Origin of the sequence: Mycobacterium paraffinicum (genome assembly GCF_001907675.1) — a bacterium.
Lineage (GTDB): Bacteria > Actinomycetota > Actinomycetes > Mycobacteriales > Mycobacteriaceae > Mycobacterium > Mycobacterium paraffinicum_A.
The window spans coordinates 412,363-429,607 of sequence record NZ_MPNT01000001.1 but is presented as its reverse complement, the minus strand read 5'-3'; the positions used below and the strand labels follow the sequence as shown (position 1 = coordinate 429,607).

General features: G+C 68.0%; 15 protein-coding genes. 6 read left to right on the top strand and 9 right to left on the bottom strand.

From position 1 onward, the window contains the following. Positions 1–12: 12 nt before the first annotated feature. Positions 13–1,704, top strand: a complete 1,692-nt coding sequence (locus BRW65_RS01995) for an FAD-dependent oxidoreductase (RefSeq protein WP_073870642.1) — start codon at positions 13–15, stop codon at positions 1,702–1,704. On the opposite strand, the gene BRW65_RS01990 is transcribed toward BRW65_RS01995, so the two are convergent. Both BRW65_RS01990 and BRW65_RS01985 read right to left on the bottom strand, forming a co-directional pair. Beyond that, positions 1,701–2,159, bottom strand: coding sequence for a VOC family protein (locus BRW65_RS01990; protein ID WP_073870639.1), 459 nt, complete (start codon positions 2,157–2,159; stop codon positions 1,701–1,703). The two genes, BRW65_RS01995 and BRW65_RS01990, sit on opposite strands and share 4 nt — an antisense overlap. A gap of 121 nt (positions 2,160–2,280) precedes the next feature. Next, on the bottom strand, positions 2,281–3,402 hold the full coding sequence (locus tag BRW65_RS01985; protein ID WP_073870636.1) for a citrate synthase 2: 1,122 nt from the start codon (positions 3,400–3,402) through the stop codon (positions 2,281–2,283). Positions 3,403–3,473: 71 nt separating this feature from the next. Between BRW65_RS01985 and pdxH the strand changes: the two genes are divergently transcribed. After that, positions 3,474–4,133 (top strand): pyridoxamine 5'-phosphate oxidase, encoded by a 660-nt coding sequence (gene pdxH / locus BRW65_RS01980; RefSeq protein ID WP_073870633.1) that lies wholly within the window; start codon positions 3,474–3,476, stop codon positions 4,131–4,133. Positions 4,134–4,262: 129 nt separating this feature from the next. Beyond that, positions 4,263–5,555 carry a citrate synthase gene (locus BRW65_RS01975; protein WP_073870630.1) on the top strand — a complete coding sequence of 431 codons (1,293 nt, stop codon included), beginning with the start codon at positions 4,263–4,265 and terminating at the stop codon, positions 5,553–5,555. A gap of 16 nt (positions 5,556–5,571) precedes the next feature. Here BRW65_RS01975 and BRW65_RS01970 read toward each other — a convergent pair whose 3' ends face one another. From BRW65_RS01970 to BRW65_RS01945, 6 genes are all read right to left on the bottom strand, one after another. Continuing rightward, positions 5,572–7,134, bottom strand: coding sequence for a phytoene desaturase family protein (locus BRW65_RS01970; protein ID WP_073870628.1), 1,563 nt, complete (start codon positions 7,132–7,134; stop codon positions 5,572–5,574). Continuing rightward, positions 7,131–7,394: a DUF2630 family protein gene (locus BRW65_RS01965; RefSeq protein WP_067273496.1), complete on the bottom strand. Its 264-nt coding sequence runs from the start codon at positions 7,392–7,394 to the stop codon at positions 7,131–7,133. Before BRW65_RS01965 ends, BRW65_RS01970 begins: the two co-directional genes overlap by 4 nt. A gap of 116 nt (positions 7,395–7,510) precedes the next feature. Continuing rightward, positions 7,511–8,851, bottom strand: coding sequence for a HAMP domain-containing sensor histidine kinase (locus BRW65_RS01960; RefSeq protein ID WP_073870625.1), 1,341 nt, complete (start codon positions 8,849–8,851; stop codon positions 7,511–7,513). Between the two features lie 14 nt (positions 8,852–8,865). Continuing rightward, the gene (gene prrA, locus BRW65_RS01955) at positions 8,866–9,576 is read right to left on the bottom strand and encodes a two-component system response regulator PrrA (RefSeq protein WP_139272819.1); all 711 of its coding nucleotides are present in this window, start codon (positions 9,574–9,576) and stop codon (positions 8,866–8,868) included. A 254-nt stretch (positions 9,577–9,830) separates the two neighbouring features. Next, positions 9,831–11,354 (bottom strand): condensation domain-containing protein, encoded by a 1,524-nt coding sequence (locus tag BRW65_RS01950; protein ID WP_167373984.1) that lies wholly within the window; start codon positions 11,352–11,354, stop codon positions 9,831–9,833. Between the two features lie 640 nt (positions 11,355–11,994). Continuing rightward, complete coding sequence (locus tag BRW65_RS01945; protein ID WP_073870990.1) at positions 11,995–13,137, bottom strand: FAD-dependent oxidoreductase; 1,143 nt, start codon at positions 13,135–13,137, stop codon at positions 11,995–11,997. Between the two features lie 105 nt (positions 13,138–13,242). Here BRW65_RS01945 and BRW65_RS01940 point away from each other — a divergent pair, with 105 nt between their 5' ends. Next, positions 13,243–13,797: a TetR/AcrR family transcriptional regulator gene (locus BRW65_RS01940; protein ID WP_073870620.1), complete on the top strand. Its 555-nt coding sequence runs from the start codon at positions 13,243–13,245 to the stop codon at positions 13,795–13,797. 62 nt (positions 13,798–13,859) lie between these two features. Here the strand turns inward: BRW65_RS01940 and BRW65_RS01935 are convergent, their stop codons facing one another. Further along, on the bottom strand, positions 13,860–15,332 hold the full coding sequence (locus BRW65_RS01935; RefSeq protein ID WP_073870617.1) for an acetyl-coenzyme A carboxylase carboxyl transferase subunits beta/alpha: 1,473 nt from the start codon (positions 15,330–15,332) through the stop codon (positions 13,860–13,862). Positions 15,333–15,359: 27 nt separating this feature from the next. Here BRW65_RS01935 and BRW65_RS01930 point away from each other — a divergent pair, with 27 nt between their 5' ends. Both BRW65_RS01930 and BRW65_RS01925 read left to right on the top strand, forming a co-directional pair. Then, positions 15,360–16,091: an enoyl-CoA hydratase gene (locus BRW65_RS01930; RefSeq protein WP_073870614.1), complete on the top strand. Its 732-nt coding sequence runs from the start codon at positions 15,360–15,362 to the stop codon at positions 16,089–16,091. A 5-nt stretch (positions 16,092–16,096) separates the two neighbouring features. Next, a complete protein-coding gene (locus BRW65_RS01925; protein ID WP_073870611.1) occupies positions 16,097–17,209 on the top strand; it encodes an MBL fold metallo-hydrolase in 1,113 nt (370 codons plus the stop codon). Positions 17,210–17,245 lie beyond the last annotated feature (36 nt).

Here is a 17,245-nt window from a genome sequence, read left to right as displayed (position 1 = left end):
GGGTAATCACCTATGCCGCATGTCATTACCCAGTCGTGCTGTAACGACGGGTCCTGTGTTTTCGCGTGCCCGGTGAACTGCATTCACCCCACGCCCGATGAGCCCGGCTTCGCCACCTCGGAGATGCTCTACATCGATCCGGTGGCGTGTGTGGACTGCGGCGCGTGCGTGAGCGCCTGTCCCGTCGGAGCGATCGCGCCGGACACCCGGCTCGACATCAAGCAGCTGCCGTTCGTCGAGATCAACGCGTCCTTCTACCCGGAGCGCCCCGAGGGCGAGAAATTGCCCCCGACGTCGAAGCTGGCCCCGGTGATCCCGGCCCCGCAGGTGCGCGCTCGGCGCCGGCCGCTGACCGTGGCCATCGTCGGATCCGGGCCGGCGGCCATGTATGCCGCCGACGAGCTGCTCACCCAGCATGACGTGCGGGTGAACGTCTTCGAGAAGCTGCCCACGCCCTACGGGCTGGTGCGCGCCGGGGTGGCGCCCGACCACCAGAACACCAAGCGCGTCACGCGGCTGTTCGATCGCGTCGCCGGTCACCGCCGCTTCTGGTTCTACCTCAACGTCGAGGTCGGCAAGCACCTGAGCCACGCCGACCTGCTCGCCCACCACCACGCCGTCTTGTACGCCGTCGGGGCCCCCGACGACCGCCGCCTGGACATCGAGGGCATGGGCCTGCCGGGCACCGGAACCGCCACCGAATTGGTTGCGTGGATCAACGGGCATCCCGACTTCGCCGGTCTGCCAGTCGATCTCAGCCACGAACGGGTGGTGATCGTCGGAAACGGAAACGTTGCCCTGGACGTGGCCCGTGTGCTCACGGCGAACCCCGAGGACCTGGCCCGCACCGACATCTCCGACCGTGCGCTGGCGGCGCTGCGCTCTTCGGCGGTCCGCGAAGTGGTGGTCGCCGCCCGGCGCGGACCCGCCCAATCGGCATTCACGCTGCCCGAATTGATCGGGCTCACCGGCTCGTCCCATGTCGTGCTCAGCGCGGCCGACCACGAACGGGTGGCGGCCGACCTCGCGACCGTGACGGACGGCCTGACCAAGCGCAAGCTGGAAATCCTGACCACGCTCGGCGGCGACTCGTCGTCGGCCCAACGAAACGGGCGTCCGCGGATCCGGCTGGCCTACCACCTCACGCCGAAGCGGATTCTGGGTGAGCAACGCGCCACCGGCGTCGAGTTCGCCGTCACCGGCACCGACGAACTCAGCCGACTGGACGCGGGCCTGGTGTTGACGTCAATTGGCTACCGCGGCAAGCCGATTCGCGATCTGCCGTTCGACGAATCGGCGGCTGTGGTTCCCAACGACGGCGGGCGTGTGGTGGACCCCGCCTCCGGTGAGCCGGTATCCGGCGCCTATGTCGCGGGCTGGATCAAGCGCGGCCCGAGCGGATTCATCGGCACGAACAAATCGTGCTCGCTGCAGACCGTTCACGCCCTGGCAGCCGACTTCAATGCCGGGCGGCTCTGCGATCCGGTCGGGGAGCCGGAGGCGCTGGCCGAGCTGGTGCGGAACCGGCAGCCCGACGCCGTCGATGCCCGCGGCTGGCGAGCCATCGACGCCGCCGAGATCGCCCGCGGCAGCGCCGACGGCCGGCCGCGCGGCAAGTTCACCGAGGTGGCCGACATGCTCGCCGCCGCTGCCGCCGCCGGGCCGCCGCCGCGACGCCGGCTGCTGGACCGCCTGCTCGGCTAACCGGCGGCCTGACCGGCCATCGCCGCCTGAATCTCGTCGTAGCCGACCTCGCGGACCGGCTGTCCCATCGACCAGTGGTGGCCGAACGGGTCCGCGACCACGCCGTAGCGGTCACCCCAGAACTGATCGTCCAGGGGAGCGACTACGGTGGCGCCCGCATCCAGGGCCCGCTGGAACTTGGCGTCGACGTCGGTGACCGTCAGGTGGATGGTGACCGGCGTGCCACCCAAAGAGGTGGGCGTCATCGACTTGCCGCCACACACCTCGGGGAAATCGTCGTTGAGCATGACCAGAAAGCCGTTGATGCGCACCGCGGCGTGGACGAGCTTTCCGTCCGGACGAGGCACCCGCCCGATCTCCTCGGCGCCAAAGGCCTTGACGTAGAAGTCGATCGCCGCGGCCGCGTCGTCGACCACCAGGTGCGGGGACAGGGCGGGTTCGATGTTGATCGCCATTGTGGTTCTCCTTGTCGTCGGTTCCCAGGCCGGCCTCGGGCGGGCAGGCTCGCGAGTTATGACTGCGCCCGCGACACAAACTCATCGCGGCGGCACCCATTAAATCGCCGGGCGCCGACAACTAGGCGTGGGTGAGGCTGCGGTCCCAACCCTCGACGGATTCGGGGCTGCGCGGGCCCGGTCCCACATAGATGGCCGACGGGCGAACCAGCTTGCCGAGCCGCTTCTGCTCGAGGATGTGCGCACACCATCCCGCGGTGCGCCCGCAGGTGAACATCGCGGGCATCATGTTGGCCGGGACCTGGGCGAAGTCCAGGATTACCGCCGCCCAGAACTCGACGTTGGTCTCGATGGCGCGGTCCGGACGGCGCTCGCGCAGCTCCGACAGGGCGGCCTGCTCCAGCGCGACCGCAACCTCGTGGCGAGGTGCGCCGAGCCGCTCGGCCGTCGCGCGCAGCACCCGCGCCCGCGGGTCCTCCGCGCGGTAGACCCGGTGGCCGAATCCCATCAGCTTGTCGCCGCTGTCCAGGATTTTCTTGACCAGGCCGCGGGCGTCGCCGGTGCGCTCGACCTCTTCGATCATGGGCAGCACGCGGGCCGGCGCGCCACCGTGCAGCGGCCCGCTCATGGCCCCGATCGCCCCGGACAACGCCGCCGCGACGTCGGCCCCGGTCGAGGCGATCACGCGCGCGGTGAACGTCGAGGCGTTCATGCCGTGTTCGGCGGCCGACACCCAGTAGGCGTCGATCGCCTCGACGTGCCGCGGGTCCGGCTCGCCCTGCCAGCGCGTCATGAAACGCGCTGTGACAGTTGAGCATTCATCGATGATCCGCTGCGGAACCGCGGGCTGGTAGATACCGCGGGCGGACTGCGCGACGTAGGACAGCGCCATCACCGACGCCCGGGCCAGCTGGTCGCGCGCCGTGGCGTCGTCGGTGTCGAGCAGCGGCCGGTACCCCCAGATCGGGGCCAGCATCGCCAGGCCGGCCTGCACGTCGACGCGCACGTCACCGGTGTGAATGGGCAGCGGGAACGGCTCGGCGGGTGGCAATCCGTGGCCGAACTTGCCGTCGACCAACAGGGCCCACACGTCGCCGAAGGTGACGTGCTGGTTCACCAGGTCTTGGATGTCGACGCCGCGGTAGCGCAGCGCGCCGCCGTCTTTATCCGGTTCTGCGATCTCGGTCGTGAAGGCGACCACGCCTTCCAGGCCGGGGACAAAATCTTCGGGGACCACAGTCATACGAAAATTCTCGCACCCCACCCTCGGGCCGACGCTACCGGCCGTTAGCAAGCCCCGGTAGCGTTGGCGCGATGGCAGGACCAGACCCCGAGCACCTGCAAAGGATGCGCGTCGAATACGGATCGGTGGAAAAGGACGGCAGTCCCGACCTCGACGCGGATTGGCTCGACGACGGTTGGGTTTCCTTGTTGCGCAAATGGATCGACGAAGCCGAGCGGGCCGGCATCGCCGAGCCCAACGCGATGGTGCTGGCCACCGTCGAGGGCGGCAGGCCGGCGAGCCGGACGGTGTTATGCAAGAGCGTGGACGAGTCCGGAATCACATTTTTCACCAACTATGACTCGGGCAAGGGCGCCGACCTGGCCGCGACGCCCTACGCGTCGGTGACGTTTCCCTGGTTTCAGCTGGGCCGACAGGTCCACCTCCGGGGGCCGGTGAGCAAAGTCACGCCCGAGGTCACCGAGGACTACTGGTCCAAGCGTCCGCGCGGCTCGCAGTTGGGGGCGTGGGCGTCGCAGCAGTCCCGGCCGGTCGCGTCGCGCGCGGCGCTGCTCGCCCAGTTGGCGGAGGTGACCGCGCGGTTTGCCGACCAGGACCGCATCCCGGTTCCCCCGGGCTGGGGCGGTTACCTGCTCGCTCCGGAGACGGTCGAATTCTGGCAGGGGCGGGAGAACCGGTTGCATAACCGGATCCGGGTCACCGGCGCTCACGTCGAGCGCCTTCAGCCCTAGCCCGCGCCCAGGGGCGGTGCGACGCCGCAGAGTTGACCCCGGGCAGGCACGCGAACGCAACAACGACTACCTTCACCTGTAAGCACCTAGTCAGGGCAGCCATACCAGCCAGAGCGCAAAGGGGTTCTCGTGGCCGACACCGACGACACCGCAACTCTGAAGTACCCGGGGGGCGAGATCGACCTAGAAATCGTTCACGCCACCGAAGGTGCGGACGGCATTGCGCTCGGTCCCCTGTTGTCCAAGACCGGGCACACCACCTTCGACAACGGCTTCGTCAACACCGCCGCGTGCAAGAGTGCCATCACCTACATCGACGGTGACGCCGGGATTCTGCGGTACCGCGGCTACCCGATCGAGCAGCTCGCCGAGAAGTCGACCTTCATCGAGGTGAGCTACCTGCTGATCTACGGCGAGCTGCCGGACTCCGACCAGCTCGCCGAGTTCACCAAGCGGATCCAGTTGCACACCATGCTGCACGAGGACCTCAAGCGCTTTTTCGACGGCTTCCCCCGCAACGCTCACCCCATGCCGGTGCTGTCCAGCGTGGTGAACGCGCTGAGCGCCTACTATCCCGACGCGCTCGACCCGATGGACAACAACCAGGTCGAGCTCTCGACGATCCGCCTGCTCGCAAAGTTGCCCACCATCGCGGCGTACGCCTACAAGAAATCCGTCGGTCAGCCGTTCCTCTACCCGGACAACAACCTGTCGCTGGTGGAGAACTTCCTGCGGATGACGTTCGGACTGCCGGCCGAGCCGTATCAGGCCGATCCCGAGGTGGTCCGGGCGCTGGACATGCTGCTCATCCTGCATGCCGACCACGAGCAGAACTGTTCGACGTCGACGGTGCGGCTGGTGGGGTCGTCCCGGGCCAACCTGTTCACCTCGATCTCCGGCGGCATCAACGCGCTGTGGGGGCCGCTGCACGGCGGCGCCAACCAGGCGGTGCTCGAGATGCTCGAGCAGATCCGCCAAAGCGGCGACGACGTCAGCGAGTTCGTCCGCAAGGTGAAGAACCGCGAAGAGGGCGTCAAGCTGATGGGCTTCGGCCACCGGGTCTACAAGAACTACGACCCCCGCGCCCGCATCGTCAAGGAACAGGCCGACAAAATCCTGGCCAAGCTCGGCGGCGACCCGCTGCTGGAGATCGCCAAGGAATTGGAAGAGGCGGCGCTGACCGATGACTACTTCGTCGAGCGCAAGCTCTACCCGAACGTCGACTTCTACACCGGGCTGATCTACCGGGCCCTGGGCTTCCCGGTCCGGATGTTCACGGTGCTGTTCGCGTTGGGCCGGCTGCCCGGCTGGATCGCGCACTGGCGTGAGATGCACGACGAGGGTGACAGCAAGATCGGCCGTCCGCGCCAGATCTACACCGGATACACCGAGCGCGACTACAAGACAATCGACGCGCGCTAGTCCGAGCGCGGGCGAGTCACAGCGACGCCAGCACGGCCATGGCGGCGTTGTGCCCGCCGATGCCCGACACCGCGCCGCCGCGTCGGGCGCCGGAGCCGCACAGCAGGATCCGCTCATGCGCGGTGGCCACCCCCCACTGTCGCGCCGGCGAGTGCAGCGGGTCGTCGTCGTCCGCGAACGGCCACGCCAGGCCGCCGTGGAAGATGTTGCCGGCAGTCATCCGCAGCGTGCGGTGCAGGTCGAGGGTGGTCGTCGTCTCGATGCAGGGACGTCCGTGTGCGTCGGGCAGCAACAGGTCCTGAATGGGTTCGGCCAGAACGGAATTCAGGGATGCAAGCACTGATTCGGTCAGCCGGTCGCGCAGGGCGCCGGAGTAGGTGCCGTCGAACAGCGAGTGCGGGGTGTGCAGGCCGAACACCGTCATCGTGTGGGCGCCCGTCTCGCGCAGGTCGGCCGACAGGATGCTCGGGTCGGTCAGCGAGTGGCAATAGGCTTCGCAGGGCAGCGGATCCGGGACATGCCCGGCGGCCGCCCGGGCGTACGCCGAATCCAGTTGGGTCCAGGCCTCGTTGACGTGAAACGTCCCGGCGAACGCCTGCTCGGGCGTCACCGCGTCGTCCCGCAGCCGCGGCAGCCGCCGCAGCACCATGTTGACCTTGACCTGTGCGCCTTGGGCCGGGGCCGGCGGTCGTTCACCGAGCAGGCCGGCCAGTACCGTCGGCGTCACTCCCGCGAGGACGAACCGGGCCCGGATGATCCGCTCCTCGTCGCGGGCGCGGAACCGGACGAGACCGTCCGGTTCGACAACGTAAACCTCCGCGCCGGTAGTGATTTCGGCACCGCGACCCACGGCGGCGGCGGCCAGGGCCTGGGTCAGCGCGCCCATCCCGCCGACCGGGACATCCCAGTCCCCGGTCCCGCCGCCCAGCACGTGGTACAGGAAGCAGACATTCTGGATCAGCGACGGGTCGTTGAGGCGCGCGAATGTTCCGATCAGCGCGTCGGTCGCGATCACGCCGCGGACGACGTCGTTGCCGACGGCCGCGGTGATGGCACGCCCGATCGGTTCGTCGATCAAGGTGTGCCACGCGGCCGCCGCTTCGCCGCCTTCGCCGACCCGCCGGCGGGCCTGCTCGCGAGTGTGCAGCGGTTCCAGCAGCGTCGGCCAGAGCCGCTGGGTCACCAGCCGGCAGCGTTCGTAAAAGGCGGCGAACCCGCGCTCGTCGGGGCCGGCGCCGATCGCGGCGAACGTGTCGCCGGCTGCCCCGATCAGCAGCCCGCGGCGGCCGGCAGTGGCGGGATCCGGCGTGTACGAGGAATACCGCCGCCGGGCCAACCGCACCCCGGCGCCCAGGTCGTCGACGATGCGGGGCGGCAACAGGCTGACCAGATAGGAGTAGCGCGACAGCCGCACACCGACCCCGTCGAACGCCTGCGCCGAAACGGCGGCTCCACCGACGTGCCCGAGCCGCTCCAGCAACCGCACCCGCAGGCCCGCCCGGGCCAGATACGCCGCGGCCACCAGGCCGTTGTGGCCGCCCCCTATGACGACGGCGTCGACATCCGCGGCGTGGCTCAGTTCAGGTAGCCCTCGACCTCGTCGGGCGGACGCACCTCAGCCTCGCGAGGGTCACCGCCGCTGTCGCGCAACGCGCGACGCTGCCGCAGCAGGTCCCAACACTGGTCGAGCTCGACCTCGAGCCGCCGCAGGCGATCGTGCTCCTCCGATTCGGAGATGTCGCGCTGTAGCAGCTGTGCCCGCAGGGCTTTTTCCTCGGCGACCAGGTCGCGGATGTGTGCCAGGGTTTCGCTGTCGGTCGGTTTCTTGCCGTTGGCCATCGCTCCAGTGTGCCCGACCCGGCCGCGATCGGCTCCGTAGGTCACCTATCGTGGGCCGGGCGCGCAGGCGTGCGCGGGGAGCCGGTCAAAAGCCTTGTGCCCTCGACAAACTCGCGCTAGCTCGGGCCGGGAAGCCGCAGCACCAGCCGGGCGCCGCCCAGCGGGCTGCTTTCCAGCGCAGCCGTCCCGCCGTGCAAGTGGGCCTGCTGGGCCACCAGCGCCAGCCCCAGCCCCGAGCCCGAATGCGAGGCGGTCGACCCGCGGGAGAACCGCTCGAACACCACGTCGCGTTCGTCTTCGGGCACGCCGCCGCCGTTGTCGTCGATGGAGATCTCGACCCCGGCGCGCGAGCTGACCGCCGAGAGCTGGACACGGGTCGCGCCGCCATGCTTGACGGCATTGGCGATCGCGTTGTCCACGGCGAGGCGCAATCCGGCCGGTAAGCCGACGATGATGCACGTCGGCGACGGCACCAGCGCAACGTCGAGATCGGGGTAGATGCGCATCGCGTCGTGGGCGGCCCGGTCGAGCAACTCGGTGATGTCGACGGGCACGTGATCGTCGGAGGTCGACAGTTCGCCCTGGGCCAACCGCTCCAGGGCGCTCAAGGTGGCTTCGATCCGCGACTGGGTGCGGATGACGTCGCTCAGCACCTCCTTGCGTTGGTCGTCGGTCATGTCCAGGGTGGACAGCACCTCGAGGTTGGTGCGCATCGCGGTCAGGGGGGTGCGCAGCTCGTGCGAAGACACGGCGGCGAAGTCGCGCGCCGACGCCAGCGCCTCCTTGGTCCGGTTCTGCTCGTTCCAGATGCGCTGCAGCATGCCGCGCATGGCCTCGGCGATCTCGACGGCCTCGGTGGCGCCGTGCACCTCCACCCGCGGCGCCTCGTCGCCGGCGTCGATCGATCGGGTCTGCTGGGCGAGCTGTTTGAACGGGCGCACGGCGAAGGCAGCCAGCAACCAGGCGAACACCGCCGCCGCGACGATGGCGAAGCCGCAGATGAGCAGCACCCGCCGGTGCAGGTTGTTGGTCTCGGCGAGGGTCGCGTCATACGTTGCCCCCACCGCCAGCGACGTAGGTTCCGGCGAGGGAATCTCCACGGTCCGCACGCGATACCGCACGCCGTTGACGTACGCGTCGGCGTAGTCGACGTCCAGCTTGGGCAGCGTCACGTTGGAGTTCGACTTGACCAGGTCGCCGCGGCGGATGGTCATGATGGCGTCGTTGTCGTTGGGGGAGCGCGGGATTTCGTTGACGCCGCGCGGCAGGAAGGGGATGGCGAAGCCCGCGGCCTCGTCGAGGCGGCGATCCAGCCGCTCCTTGCGGTCGTTGGTGATACCCACCCAGACGACGACGCCGACGATCAGCACGGGAATCGCCGCGCCGATGACCGTCGCGACCACAACCCGGGCGCGCAGCGATGGCGTACGGGTCAGGATCCGGGACAGAAAATTCATGGCCGCTCGCCTGGTTATTGCATGCGCAGGACGAACCCTACTCCGCGGACGGTGTGCAGCAGCCGGGGACCGCCGTTGGCCTCGAGCTTGCGCCGCAGATAACCGATGAACACGTCGACGACGTTGGTGTCGGCGGCGAAGTCGTACCCCCACACCAGCTCCAACAGCTGCGCGCGGGACAGCACCGCGGTCTTGTGCTCGGCCAGCACGGCGAGTAGATCGAATTCGCGCTTGGTCAGGTCGACGTCGACGCCGTTGACCCGGGCGCGCCGCCCGGGAATGTCCACTTCCAGCGGGCCGACGGTAATGGTCTCCGAGGATGAGGTTGCGGTCGCGCCGCGGCGGCGCAGCAGTGCCTTCACCCGCGCGACAAGCTCGGCCAACACGAACGGTTTGACCAAGTAATCGTCGGCGCCGGCCTCCAGCCCGGCCACCCGATCGTCGACCGAACTGCGGGCGGACAGCACGCAGACCGGCACGTCGTTGTCCATCGCCCGGAGCGCGGTGACGACGCTGACGCCGTCCAGCACGGGCATGTTGATGTCGAGCACGATCGCGTCCGGCCGGGTCTCGGTGGCGCTGCGCAAGGCTTCGGCGCCGTCGACCGCGGTCGACACCTCGAATCCGGACAGCCGAAGGCCGCGTTCCAGCGAGGCGAGCACATCGGAGTCGTCGTCGACGACCAAGACGCGGGGTGAGGTTGCGCCAGTGTCCATGCCGCTCATTTTGCCTGATCGCCCCTCGTGGTGGTGCCGGGGCTGGGCCGCCGATGTCTAAAAGGTTACGTTTTCGACGCGGGTCCGCGACTGCCCGTATGCGGTGTTGACCAGGCGCGAAACCGGTTGGCGGCTTGGTCCGTTGGCCCGTTGCGGCATGCGCCTCCGGCGCAAAGGAGTGTCACTGGAGACGCTGAGGTCGGTTCGTGCCTGGCTCGGCCCCGCTTCAGCTGCGGGCCCCGGGTTCTGGAGTGAACCAATTGTCAGTCGAAACATGCCGAGAGCGTCGAATGCGTCGCGCCGACGCCAGAGACGGTGCTTCCTCGGAGCTGATCGGTGGGGCCGGGACCACCCGCAGCCCGCGCGCCGACTGGCGGCGCGAGGGGTTGCATGGCCGCCGCCCCGGCGCCCCGTCCCGCGACACGGAGCATTGTTGCCTTCAACGCCTGGGCGTACCGCTCGACGGATTCACGGGCTATCGGATTCTGCGGGAACGAAATCGTCAACGTTGTCTCGTGCGCGAATCTATTGACATAGATACACACTTTATTCGACGACCTACCATCGCCATACATCCCAATATTTAATTCGTCCCAATGAGAACTCAGCGGAACGCCTCTCGCGTCGGCATAGGAGAGCATCTTGGAGCCCTCCACATGTTTTCCGTTTGGGGAGCCCGCAGACGTTAACTCCACGACACGGCCAAACGGGACATAAGCCAGGTCAATACCTAGGTCCAATGACGACTGCGCGGCGCTGACGGCCGCACCGAAGGACGTCCCGGCAACCGGAAGCGCGACGGGGATGTAACCGGTGAACCAGCCAGGGGTGAGGAATTCAGCCGGCGTGCTGCGGGCGTCATATGGCGTGATGCCGTAGTAGGTTTCCGCCCCAGTTAGCTCGTACTCGGCGAAGGCCGCACATGCAATGACACCGCCACTGAACCGGGCGCCCATTGCCGCGCACGCCGCCTCGAACCCGTCCGCCTGGCCGTTGTCGAACAGCGCTACGGCGATAACCCCGGTACCACACGGTATCGACGGATCCCCAAGTGGCAGAGGGAACCTCGGTAGCAACCCGCTATTGCGCTCCATAAACTGGAGCCAATCGCGGACTTCGGGAGACCGAAGGGTCAGCGCTGCTGCATGCTGATGCTGCCGCGCACAGTAATCGTCATGGCTGCCCGCCTCCGGCAGCTCGACCAGGCGTCCGTTGGCAACCAAAGCGGCGTACGTGAGATGGATTTCGAGGAAGATCAGACAGACCGACATTCCATCGATGACCCGATGGTCCGCGCTTACATAGAACGTGAAGTGATGAAGGTGCTGAACGAGTCCGAAAGTGAAGCAATCCCACCGCAGTGGATTCGGTGTGGCCAATATATCCGCCCGCAGCGCGTCGGGCGCCATGTGACCGCGTTCGAGAGGCAGGAATTCGATGTCCGCAGGATTGTCGAACGTCCGCCGAAAGACCTCTCCGCTGGGCGAATACTCAAACCAGCTGTGGTAAGTATCGTGCCGCCGCAGGTGTGCGTTGATCGCTTCTGTCATGGCGGGCACGTTGCACGCCCCTGGTATATCCCAGGCTCCGATGTTAAGGCGTGTTATGTCGCACCCTTTGGCGGCGTGCTCCCTGAACAACTGAAGATGTTTGATTTGCTGGTAGCTCGGCGGAATGGCGCTTATTGGTGCATTCTGAGCTTTATGACGAGCGGCTGAGGAGGCGTGCCAGGAAATGACCGAACCTTCGCCTGGATTCCAGTTATGCACCGTGCCGAATGCGACCACAAACCCCTCCTCCATAACCGCCGACGCTCGCCCGTGATCGCGCCTGATATTCCACGGCGGTGCAAGCGCATGCACAGTTATCGTACAAACGTAAAATAAACATCGTGCTACAGGTACTGTCAGCTCTCCGCCATGAATAGCGAATGCTCGGGCGCGCCCGGCCGTAAGGATGCGTGCATGTCAGAGCGGTTCCAAAGCTAGACGGAGCGTACTCTCGGCCTAAGGAGCAAACTAGCGGGCGATAGCTTTTGTTAGCCAAATCACAGCGGCGTGCCACGCTGAGAGCGGCGCCCCTCCGTCTGCAAGTGCCTTTACCGCCGTGTTTTCAATAATCTGCCGATCGCGTCTTTATTGAACAGTTGTAGGATTGCGGTTGCGCTCGCGGTTATTAATAGCGCGTATGGAGATACTCCGGCAGCCGCGGAGCGTCAACCGGCCAATCAAGCGGCTTGACTTGAGAATCTCACGTGGTTTGTCGCGCGCGTCGTGAAACCCGGTTTTGCTATACGGCTATGTGTCGCGAAACGCGATGCTCTCGTAGCGGCACGTCAACTGCGGCGCGTGCGCAGGCGTGTTTACGGCCAACGGCGCCGCGGCTCATTGCCGCGCCGCGTGGCAAATCATGTTGGCGCCGGGCGGCTTAGTCACCTGGTGCCAACCCGCTCAATCGGACGGCGAGCCGCCGACGCACCGCCGGAACGCCTGCGGCCAGGCGCATTCCGGTGTTGCGGAGGGGGCGCAACGGGCGTGGCAGCGTCGACACCCGCGTTAGGCGTCCCGTCAGTTTCAGCACCCGCTCCGCGCGTCGGCGCTGCGCAACGCTGTAGGCGTCCAGTGCGGCGTCCGGGCCGCCTCCCAACACCTCGGCGAGCGCCCCGGCCAGGGCCATCGCGTCGGTGATCCCCAGGTTCATTCCCTGGCCCCCGGCCGGGCTATGCACGTGGGCCGCGTCGCCGGCCAGCAGCAGCCGGCCGGCCCGGTAACTGTCGGCGACGCGGTGATGGATGTGAAAGCGCGATCCCCATACCAGCTCGGTCACGACCGTTCGGCCCGGCCCGAAGCCGCGGGTATCCAGGAGCGCCTGCACAAACTCCGGTGAAGGCTGTTGCGGCGCATCGGCGGTGGGGGCGACGACGCGGAAGATGTCACCGGGCAGCGGCGCCAAAACCGTGAGGCCATCTTTGGCGTAGAACAGGATCACCTCGTTGCTGGGCGCTTCGCCGGTCACTCGCACGTCGGCGAGCGTGAAGGACTCCGCGAATTCGCCGCCGGCAAAGCCGATTCCGGCTTGGGCGCGAACGGTGCTGTTCATGCCGTCGGCCCCGACCGCGTAGCCCGCCCTGACGATGTCGCCGTCGTCGAAGGTGGCCGTGACCCCGTTCGCGTCCTGGGTGATGTGGCTGAGCGTCTTGGGGCGGATCACGTCGCCGCCCAACTCCCGCAGACGCTCGAGAAGCAGCCGCTCTGTGTCGGCCTGGGAAAGCATCAGGGTGTACGGATGTTCGGTCGGCAGCTCGCTGAAGTCGACGGGGATCAGGATGCGCCGGCCCTGTCGCATGGTGAATCGCGGCGCGATCACCCCGGCCTTGACCATGCGCCTGGTCACGTCGAGCTCTTCAAGCACTTCCAGGGTGCGGGCGTTGACGGCCGCGGCGCGGGACGTGTTGGCGCCCGCGGTCAGCTTGTCCACCAGGGTCACCCGAATTCCGCGGCTGAGCAGTGCCGCGCCGAGTGTCAGCCCGGTCGGGCCGGCGCCTGCCACCAGGACATCGGTGTCTTCCATGGTCGGCTCCTCTCCGTTCATGGATTAGTCAACGCTTGTTGACGTAACTCCATGCTTGCGCGTCGGTTGCGCTAAGTCAACAGTTGTTGGCCTACGCTTGTTGGCATGAGGAGGTCGTCGGAGGAGACCAAGGCGGTTATCCTGGCGGCGGCCCGCGAGCGCTTCGGCGCGGTGGGCTTTCAGGGCGCGACGATTCGCGCCATCGCCGCCGACGCGGGGATTGATCCCGCGATGGTCATGCGCTACTACGGCAGCAAGGACAAGCTGTTCGCCGCCGCAGCCGAATTCGACCTGCGGTTCCCCGACTTCACGACGACCGAACCGACCCAGATCGGGCGCTCGCTGGTTGGGCACTTCCTCGAACGTTGGGAAGGCGACGATGCGCTGGTGATCCTGTTGCGGTCCAGCACCACCAACGGGGAAGCGGCGCAACGCATGCACGAGATCTTCGGTGCCCAGATCCGGCCGCTGGTGGACGCCTTGGTGCCGTCCCAAGAGTCCGGTGTGCGGGCGGGGCTGATCGCGACCCAGATCCTGGGGATGGCGTTGTGTCGCTTCGTGTTACGGCTACCACCGGTCGTCCAGATGAGCCGCGACGAGATCGTCGACTGGCTCGGCCCCACCATTCAGCGCTACCTCGGGCTGCCGGAGGCGAATTGAACCACGGCGACGGTTTGCGGTCGTGTGCGTGGTTTATGTGTCGCGAGTCGCTGGGTGCGATCTCACGGCAACCCGATGCGGCGATAGCGTTGCAATCGGGTGGCCAGCCGCTCGCCCGCCGGTAGTCCGCGCAGCCCGTGCACCTCGGCGGCGATGGCGCGCGAGAGCCGCTGGCAGAACTCGACCGGTTCATCGGCGGCATCGGGATGCTCCGGTACCACGGCGTCGACGATGCCCGACGCCAGCAGGTCGAGCGACCGAATGCCTTGCAGGGCAGCAAGTTCGGCGGCGTGATCGGTGTCGCGGAAGACGATCGCGCTGGCGCCTTCCGGCGGTAGGGGCGCCAGCCAGCCGTGCAGCGCGGCCAGCACCCGGTCGGCGGGCACCATCGCCAGCGCAGGCCCGCCGCTGCCCTGGCCGAGCAGTACCGACACTGTCGGGATGTCGAGCGTGACCAGCTCGGCCAGGCACTGGGCGATCTGGCCGGCCAGCCCGCCCTGTTCGGCCTCGGCCGACAACGCGGGCCCCGCGGTGTCGATCACCAGCACCAGCGGCAGGCGCAGCTCGGCGGCCAGCGCCATGCCGCGCCGGGCCTCGCGGAGCGACGCGGGGCCTACCGTCCCGCCCGTCACCCGTTGCTGGCCCAGCACCACCGCGGGCTGACCGGCGAAGCGGGCCAGCGCCAACAGGGTCGTCGCCGCTTCCCCCTGCCCCGTCCCCGACAACAGCACCAAATCGGTGGCGCCGTGGCGCAGCACGAGCCCGACACCCGGCCGGTCGGGGCGGCGCGACGCCACCACGGAGTCCCACGCCGGCACGTCGGGAATCGGTTCGGGCGGCGGGGACGCGGGTAGCGGTTCGGGTGGGTCGGCGATGACGGTCAAGGCGCGGTTGAGCATCCGGCGCAGCTCGTCGACCGCGATGACACCGTCGATCACGCCGTGGCGGTGCAGGTTCTCCGCCGTCTGGACACCCTCGGGAAAGGGTTCGCCGTAGAGCAGCCGGTACACCCGGGGCCCGAGGAAGCCGATCAGGGCACCCGGCTCGGCCACCGTGACATGGCCGAGCGAACCCCACGACGCGAACACCCCGCCGGTGGTCGGGTTGCGCAGGTAGACCAAATACGGCAGGTGGGCCTGCTTGTGCAGGCGTACCGCCGCGGCGATCTTCACCATCTGCAGAAAGGCGACCGTGCCCTCCTGCATGCGGGTGCCGCCGGAGCTCGGCGAGGCCAGCAACGGCAGGCCTTCGGCGGTCGCTCGCTGCACCGCGGCGGTGATCCGCTCGGCCGCCGCCACGCCGATCGAGCCGCCCAGGAAACCGAACTCGCACATCACGACCGCCACCCGGCGCCCGAAGATGCGGCCCTCGCCGGTCAGCACCGATTCGTCGAGGCCGGTGGCCGCCCGTGCGTCGGCCAATTCTCGCGAATACGCCTCGCTGGCCGGGACAGCGAGCGGCTGGCTGTCCCAGCGGATGAAGGAACCGTCGTCCAGCACCGCGTCGCGGAGCTGAGCAGCCGTGATACGACTCACGACACGAGGCTATATAGGGTGGCTGCCATGATCGGTGTTACCCAGGCCGAAGCCGTGCTGACCATTGAGCTGCAGCGGCCCGAGCGCCGCAATGCCCTCAATTCGCAGCTCGTCGAGGAGCTGCGGGAGACCTTCCAGAAGGCCAGCGACGGCACCGTTCGGGCCATCGTGCTGACCGGCCAGGGCACGGCGTTCTGCGCCGGCGCGGACCTGAGCGGCGACGCGTTCGCCGCCGACTACCCCGACCGGCTCATCGAGCTGCACAAGTTGATGGATGCCACGCTGATCCCGGTGATCGGCGCCATCAACGGTCCGGCCATCGGCGCCGGCCTGCAGCTGGCCATGCGCTGCGATCTGCGGGTCGTCGCACCGGAGGCGTTCTTTCAGTTTCCGACCTCGAAATACGGCCTGGCCCTGGACAATTGGAGCATTCGTCGACTGTCTTCGCTGGTCGGTCATGGCCGGGCCAGCGCGATGCTGCTGACCGCGGAGAAGCTGACGCCCGAAGTGGCGCTGCAGTGTGGATTGGCCAACCGCATCGGGACACTGGCCGACGCCCAGGCCTGGGGCGCCGAGATCGCCAGCCTGGCCCCGCTGGCGATCCAGCACGCCAAGCGGGTGCTCAACGATGACGGTGCCATGGACGACTCGTTGCCGCTGCACAAGGAGCTCTTCGACAAAGCGTGGGGGAGCCAGGACGTCATCGAAGCCCAGGTGGCCCGCATCGAGAAGCGACCGCCGAAGTTCACGGGGGCCTGAGGGTCATGCTGCGGGGGGCGCTGCGGCTGGCCGCGGGTACGGCATCGCTGGCGGCCGGCAGCTGGTTGGTGCGGGCGCTGCACGGCGCACCGGCGGCCCTCGGTGCGCACCCCGCCGCGATCAGGGCGGTGGCGGAAGGGTCACCGAACTACCGCGACGGCGTATTCGTCAACCTCGACCCCGCCTCCAACTTCATGATGGATCGCGAGGAGATGCGGCTGGTCCTGTGGGAGCTGATCGGTAACCGCAGCGTGGGCCGGCCGGCCTCGCCGATCCCGTTGGCCGCGCCGGCGATCTTCGACGGTGATCCCCGGCGGCTGGCCGCCAGCTGGTTCGGCCACTCGACGGTGCTGCTGGAGATCGACGGCTACCGGATACTCACCGACCCGGTGTGGAGCGACCGGTGCTCGCCGTCGGACATCGTCGGGCCGCGACGGTTGCATCCGCCGCCGGTGCAACTGGAAGGGCTGCCCGCCGTCGATGCGGTGGTGATCAGCCATGACCACTACGACCACCTCGACATCGACACGGTGGTCGCGCTGGCTCACACGCAGCGGGCCCCGTTCTTCGTGCCGCTCGGTGTCGGCGCCCACCTGCGCACCTGGGGGATACCGGACCATCGCATCGTCGAACTCGACTGGCATCAGAGCGCCAAGCTCGACGAGCTCATCGTGACTTGCCTGCCGGCGCGGCACTTCTCGGGCCGCTTCCTGGACCGCAACACCACGCTGTGGGCGTCGTGGGCATTCGTCGGCCCGAATCATCGCGCGTATTTCGGCGGCGACAGCGGCTACACCAAGAGCTTCGCGCACATCGGCGAAGAGCACGGGCCGTTCGACCTGACCCTGCTGCCCATCGGCGCCTACAACACCGCATGGCCGGACGTCCACATGAACCCCGAGGAGGCGGTCCGGGCGCACCTGGACCTCACCGAGGCCGGGCTGCTCGTGCCGATCCACTGGGGCACCTTCCGGCTGGCACCCCACCCGTGGGACGAGCCGGTCGAGCGACTGCTCACCGCCGCGGAACAGGAACGGGTCAACGTCGCGGTGCCCGCCCCGGGCCAGCGCATCGATCAGACGGCGCCGCCGAAATCGAACCCCTGGTGGCGGCTCTGATTCGGGGGCCCAGCAACGTCCCCGCGCTAAGGTGCC

Excerpts from the sequence above, each read along its gene's own strand:
- BRW65_RS01930 (WP_073870614.1), top strand. The coding sequence starts at position 15,360 with ATGATCGGTGTTACCCAGGCCGAAGCCGTGCTGACCATTGAGCTGCAG.
- prrA (WP_139272819.1), bottom strand. The coding sequence starts at position 9,576 with ATGAGCGGCATGGACACTGGCGCAACCTCACCCCGCGTCTTGGTCGTC.
- BRW65_RS01990 (WP_073870639.1), bottom strand. The coding sequence starts at position 2,159 with ATGGCGATCAACATCGAACCCGCCCTGTCCCCGCACCTGGTGGTCGAC.
- BRW65_RS01960 (WP_073870625.1), bottom strand. The coding sequence starts at position 8,851 with ATGAATTTTCTGTCCCGGATCCTGACCCGTACGCCATCGCTGCGCGCC.
- BRW65_RS01965 (WP_067273496.1), bottom strand. The coding sequence starts at position 7,394 with ATGGCCAACGGCAAGAAACCGACCGACAGCGAAACCCTGGCACACATC.
- BRW65_RS01940 (WP_073870620.1), top strand. The coding sequence starts at position 13,243 with ATGAGGAGGTCGTCGGAGGAGACCAAGGCGGTTATCCTGGCGGCGGCC.
- BRW65_RS01985 (WP_073870636.1), bottom strand. The coding sequence starts at position 3,402 with ATGACTGTGGTCCCCGAAGATTTTGTCCCCGGCCTGGAAGGCGTGGTC.
- BRW65_RS01925 (WP_073870611.1), top strand. The coding sequence starts at position 16,097 with ATGCTGCGGGGGGCGCTGCGGCTGGCCGCGGGTACGGCATCGCTGGCG.
- pdxH (WP_073870633.1), top strand. The coding sequence starts at position 3,474 with ATGGCAGGACCAGACCCCGAGCACCTGCAAAGGATGCGCGTCGAATAC.
- BRW65_RS01995 (WP_073870642.1), top strand. The coding sequence starts at position 13 with ATGCCGCATGTCATTACCCAGTCGTGCTGTAACGACGGGTCCTGTGTT.
- BRW65_RS01945 (WP_073870990.1), bottom strand. The coding sequence starts at position 13,137 with ATGGAAGACACCGATGTCCTGGTGGCAGGCGCCGGCCCGACCGGGCTG.